The organism is Asticcacaulis sp., assembly GCF_027484505.1.
In the GTDB taxonomy this organism is placed as follows: Bacteria; Pseudomonadota; Alphaproteobacteria; order Caulobacterales; family Caulobacteraceae; genus Asticcacaulis.
On sequence record NZ_JAIXSV010000249.1, the window covers coordinates 1 to 4778 of the forward strand.

Here is a 4778-nt window from a genome sequence, read left to right on the forward strand (position 1 = left end):
GCTTCAGCGCCGAAGAGGCCCGCCGCATCGGTCTGGTGCACGAGGTTAAGGCCGGGCTCGATGCCGCCGCCGCGCCGCTGATTGACGGCCTGCTGGCCGGTGGACCGGAGGCCGTGGCCGATGCCAAGGTCCTGATAAGCGACGTGTCGGACCGCGCCGTCGATACCGACCTGCTGCGCCTGACGGCCCGACGCATCGCCGCCCGCCGCGCGTCCGACGAAGGCCGCGAAGGCATCGCCGCCTTTCTGGAAAAACGCAAGCCGGGATGGGTGAGATAATGTTCCGCAAACTCCTCATCGCCAATCGCGGCGAAATCGCCTGCCGCATCATCCGTACCTGCCAGCGGCTCGGCATCAAAACCGTCGCCGTCTATTCCGAAGCCGATGCAAAAGCCCTCTTTGTGCGTCAGGCCGACGAAGCGCACCTGATCGGTCCGGCCCCGGCGGCGCAGAGCTATCTGCGCGGCGACGTGATCATCGAGGTCGCCCGCCGCACGGGGGCCGAGGCCATCCATCCGGGCTATGGCTTCCTGTCGGAAAACGCGGAGTTTGCGGAGGCCTGCGCCGCCGCCGGGATCGTCTTTGTCGGCCCGACGCCGGAGGCCATCCGGGCTATGGCGCTGAAAGGCGCGGCCAAGGCGCTGATGGAAGGCGCAGGCGTGCCCGTCACCCCCGGCTATCATGGCGAGGCGCAGGACGAGGCCACCCTGCTCACCGCCGCGCAGCAGATCGGCTTCCCGGTCCTGATCAAGGCCGTGGCCGGCGGCGGCGGCAAAGGGATGCGCCGCGTTGATAATGAGTCTGAATTTCCGGAACTATTGAAATCTTGTCAGGGCGAAGGGCAAAGCGCCTTTGGCGATCCGCGCGTGCTGATCGAAAAATATATCGAAGTGCCGCGCCATATCGAGATCCAGCTGTTTGCCGACAGCCACGGCAACGCCATCCACCTCTATGAGCGCGACTGTTCGCTGCAACGCCGCCACCAGAAGGTGATCGAAGAGGCCCCGGCCCCCGGCCTGCCCGAAGCCATGCGTCAGGCGATGGGCGAAGCCGCGGTAAAGGCTGCCAAAGCCATTGGCTATCGCGGCGCGGGCACGATTGAATTTATCGTCGATGTCTCCAAAGGGATCGCGCAAGCGGCCTTCTATTTTATGGAAATGAACACCCGGCTTCAGGTCGAGCACCCGGTGACCGAGGCGATTACCGGGCTCGATCTGGTCGAATGGCAGTTGCGCGTCGCCGCCGGTGAGGCCCTGCCGCTGACGCAGGCTGAGGTGCCGCTAAACGGCCACGCCATCGAAGCGCGCCTTTATGCCGAAGACCCCGAACACGACTTTATGCCGTCCACCGGCACGCTGAGCCGTCTCGTCTTTCCGTCCGGGGTTCGCGCCGATTCCGCCGTGGCGCAGGGCGATGCGGTCAGCGTCTTTTATGACCCGATGATCAGCAAGCTGATCGTGCATGGTAAGGATCGTGGCGCGGCGCTTGACGCGCTTCGCACCGCGCTGATCTATACCCGCGCCGAAGGGTTAAAGACCAATCTGGCCTTTCTGCGGCGCATCGCCTCTGACCCGGATTTCCGCGCCGGGGAGATTGATACGGGCTTTATCGGCCGCCATGTCGAGCGCCTGACCGCGCCTTGGCCGGATTTGGGGCCGGATTTGGGGCCGGATTACGACATACCGTCTAATACCGCCTCTTCGCCGTGGCACGACGCGACCGGATTCCGCCTCAATCTGCCACCGGCTTCCCCGGTCGATCTGCGGCATCTTACGGACGCTCTGGACGAGGCGCATGAGGCTTCTGAGGTCATCGCGCCCATGCCGGGGCTGGTGGTCGCGGTACACGTCACAGAGGGCGAAACCGTCGAGAAAAACCAGCCGCTGATCGTGCTGGAGGCCATGAAGATTCAACTGACGCTTAAGGCCCCGCGCGCCGGTGTGGTGACGGGCTTAAGCGCCACCACGGGCGAGCAGGTCAGCGAAAAAGCGATGTTGCTGAACGTGACGTAACCCCCTCACCCGGCGCTTTGCGCCACCCTCTCCCTCAGGGAGAGGAACGTTACAACAGCCTCTTTGCCCCCTCTTACTTGAGGGGGCGAGGGGGGAGAGCCACAGGAAACGACCATGACCGATTTTCCGCATCTGCAATTCGCCCACGGCGACGAAATCGACGCCCTGCGCGACACGGTGGCGAAGTTCGCTGCTGCCGAAATCGCGCCGCACGCGGCTGAGATCGACCGCAGAGATCAGTTTCCCATGCCTTTGTGGCGCAAGATGGGGGAACTGGGCATTCTGGGTCTCACCGCCCCCGACATGTACGGCGGGGCGGAGATGGGCTATCTGGCGCACACCATCGCTATGGAAGAGATCAGCCGTGCCTCAGCCTCGGTCGGCCTGTCCTACGGCGCGCACTCTAACCTGTGCGTCAATCAGATCGTGCGCAACGGCAATGAGGCGCAAAAGGCGCGCTACCTGCCGCGCCTGATTAACGGCGAACACGTCGGCGCGCTGGCCATGTCGGAACCGGGGGCCGGATCGGACGTCATGTCGATGAAGCTCAGGGCCGAAAAGCGCGGCGACCGCTACGTGCTCAACGGCTCCAAAATGTGGATCACCAACGGGCCGGACGCCGATGTCCTGGTCGTCTATGCGCGTACCGGCGAAGGCTCGAAAGGCGTCACCGCCTTCCTGATTGAAAAGGATTTTCCCGGCTTTTCGGTGGCGCAAAAGCTCGACAAGCTGGGGATGCGCGGCTCGCACACCGGTGAGCTGGTCTTTGCCGATTGCGAGGTGCCGGAAGAGAATGTGTTAAGCGCCGAAGGGCGCGGCGCGGCGGTGCTGATGTCAGGTCTGGATTACGAGCGCGTGGTGCTGTCCGGCGGGCCTTTGGGCATCATGCGCGCCTGCCTTGATGTGGTCATCCCCTATGTGCATGAACGTCAGCAGTTCGGCGCGCCGATCGGCACCTTCCAACTGATGCAGGGCAAGATTGCCGACATGTACGCCACCTGGGGGGCCTGCCGCGCCTATGTCTATGCGGTGGCCGCCGCCTGCGACCGGGGGGAAACGACGCGCAAGGACGCCGCCGCCTGTATTCTCTATGCCGCCGAAAAAGCGACATGGATGGCGGGTGAGGCGATCCAGTGTCTGGGCGGCAATGGCTATGTCAATGAGTACCCGACCGGGCGGCTGTGGCGCGACGCCAAGCTGTACGAAATCGGTGCAGGCACCAGCGAAATCCGGCGTATGCTGATCGGACGCGAACTGTTCGAGGAAACGAAGTGAGCCGCCCCACCCACGTCACTCTTTACGAAGTCGGGCCGCGCGATGGTCTTCAGGCCGAGGCGCAGATCGTCCCCGCCGCGACCAAGATCGCCCTGATCGACCGCCTGTCGCAAACGGGACTGCGCTTTATCGAAGCGAGTAGTTTCGTCTCAGCGAAATGGGTGCCGCAGATGGCCGATGCCGCTGAGGTCATGGCCGGGATCAGCCGCGCGCCCAACCTGACCTATCCGGTGCTGACGCCCAATCTCAAAGGCTATGAGGCGGCGCTGGCGTCGGGCGCACAAAGCGTCGCTATCTTCGCCGCCGCATCTGAGACCTTCAGCCAGAAAAACATCAATGCCAGCATAGCCGAAAGCCTTGAGCGCTTTGCCCCCGTCGCGGAGCGGGCACGCGAAGACGGCGTAGCGCTTCGCGGCTATGTCTCGTGTGCCATCGCCTGTCCCTATGAAGGCCCGATTGCCCCGGCCGCCGTGGCCGAGGTGACGCAAACACTGATCCAAATGGGCTGCTATGAGGTGTCACTGGGCGACACCATCGGGCGCGGCACGCCGGGCGATACGCAACGGCTTCTGGAGGTCGTGTTAAAGCGCGTCGAAGCGGCGAAGCTGGCCGTGCATTTCCACGACACCTGGGGGCAGGCTCTGGCCAATATTCTGGTATCGCTCGACTATGGCATAGCCACGCTTGATGCCTCGGTCGGAGGCTTAGGCGGCTGTCCCTACGCGCCGGGTGCCAGCGGCAATGTCGCGACAGAAGACGTGCTCTACATGCTCAACGGCTTAAGCATAGAGACGGGCGTCGATCTCGATAAGGTCATCGATACGGCGTGGTTTATTTCCGATGCGCTGGGCCGCCCGCCACGTTCCAAGGCCGCTGTGGCGCGCGGTCGCTGATCAGTTTCCGGCCACCTTCATGTGGCGACCAAAGACCTGCGTCCAGTAGAAGTAATAGGGGACCTGCGCCTGCCCCACCGGCTGATCCCGCGTGTCGTGGACATAGCCGACGCCCATCTCCTCATAGCCGCAATTGAGGATATTGGCGCGGTGGCCGGGGCTGGTCATCCATTCCTCAAACACCCGGTCAGCCGTCTTTTGACCCGCCGCGACATTTTCCCCCAGAAGCGTATAGACATAGCCGGTGGCGTGCACCCGGTCCTTTAGCTTTATACCGTCGTCCGTGTAATGATAGACGTAGTTTTTCTCGGACATGGAAACGCTCTGGCGCTGCGCCGCCTGCATGAGCTGATCGCTGAGGCGCAAGGGGCCGCAGCCGTTTTCGGCGCGCACCTGATTGACCCGTTCGAGCAGTGTGGCCGCCTGATGCTGCATGTCTTCGCTGATGTCGAAGCGGGGCGCGTCCGGCACCAGCGCCGCGCTGAGATCCGGGGCCTTGACCACCGTATTGACGCGGCGATAGGTCATGCCGGTGGTCCCGGCCTGCGGCGAAGGCGATGTCAGGAGGGCGTCAACCGCCGCTTCGGCGCTGGCATCCA

Annotated in this window: 5 protein-coding genes; 4 read left to right on the forward strand and 1 reads right to left on the reverse strand. The window is 63.7% G+C overall.

All coding sequences use genetic code 11. The annotated features are described in order from the left end of the window. From Q0072_RS14595 to Q0072_RS14610, 4 genes are all read left to right on the forward strand, one after another. Positions 1-278 (forward strand): enoyl-CoA hydratase-related protein (locus Q0072_RS14595; protein WP_366941820.1); only part of this gene is annotated, 278 nt, incomplete at its 5' end. Then, positions 278-2011 (forward strand): acetyl/propionyl/methylcrotonyl-CoA carboxylase subunit alpha, encoded by a 1734-nt coding sequence (locus Q0072_RS14600; protein WP_298331483.1) that lies wholly within the window; start codon positions 278-280, stop codon positions 2009-2011. The genes Q0072_RS14595 and Q0072_RS14600, both read left to right, overlap by 1 nt. Positions 2012-2125: 114 nt before the next feature. Beyond that, positions 2126-3286: an isovaleryl-CoA dehydrogenase gene (locus Q0072_RS14605; protein ID WP_298331485.1), complete on the forward strand. Its 1161-nt coding sequence runs from the start codon at positions 2126-2128 to the stop codon at positions 3284-3286. After that, positions 3283-4179, forward strand: a complete 897-nt coding sequence (locus Q0072_RS14610; protein ID WP_298331487.1) for a hydroxymethylglutaryl-CoA lyase — start codon at positions 3283-3285, stop codon at positions 4177-4179. Before Q0072_RS14605 ends, Q0072_RS14610 begins: the two co-directional genes overlap by 4 nt. On the opposite strand, the gene Q0072_RS14615 is transcribed toward Q0072_RS14610, so the two are convergent. Further along, on the reverse strand, positions 4180-4778 hold a 599-nt coding region (locus tag Q0072_RS14615; protein ID WP_298331489.1), incomplete at its 5' end, for a CAP domain-containing protein. It abuts the gene before it with no gap.

Excerpts from the sequence above, each read along its gene's own strand:
- Q0072_RS14600 (WP_298331483.1), top strand. The coding sequence starts at position 278 with ATGTTCCGCAAACTCCTCATCGCCAATCGCGGCGAAATCGCCTGCCGC.
- Q0072_RS14605 (WP_298331485.1), top strand. The coding sequence starts at position 2,126 with ATGACCGATTTTCCGCATCTGCAATTCGCCCACGGCGACGAAATCGAC.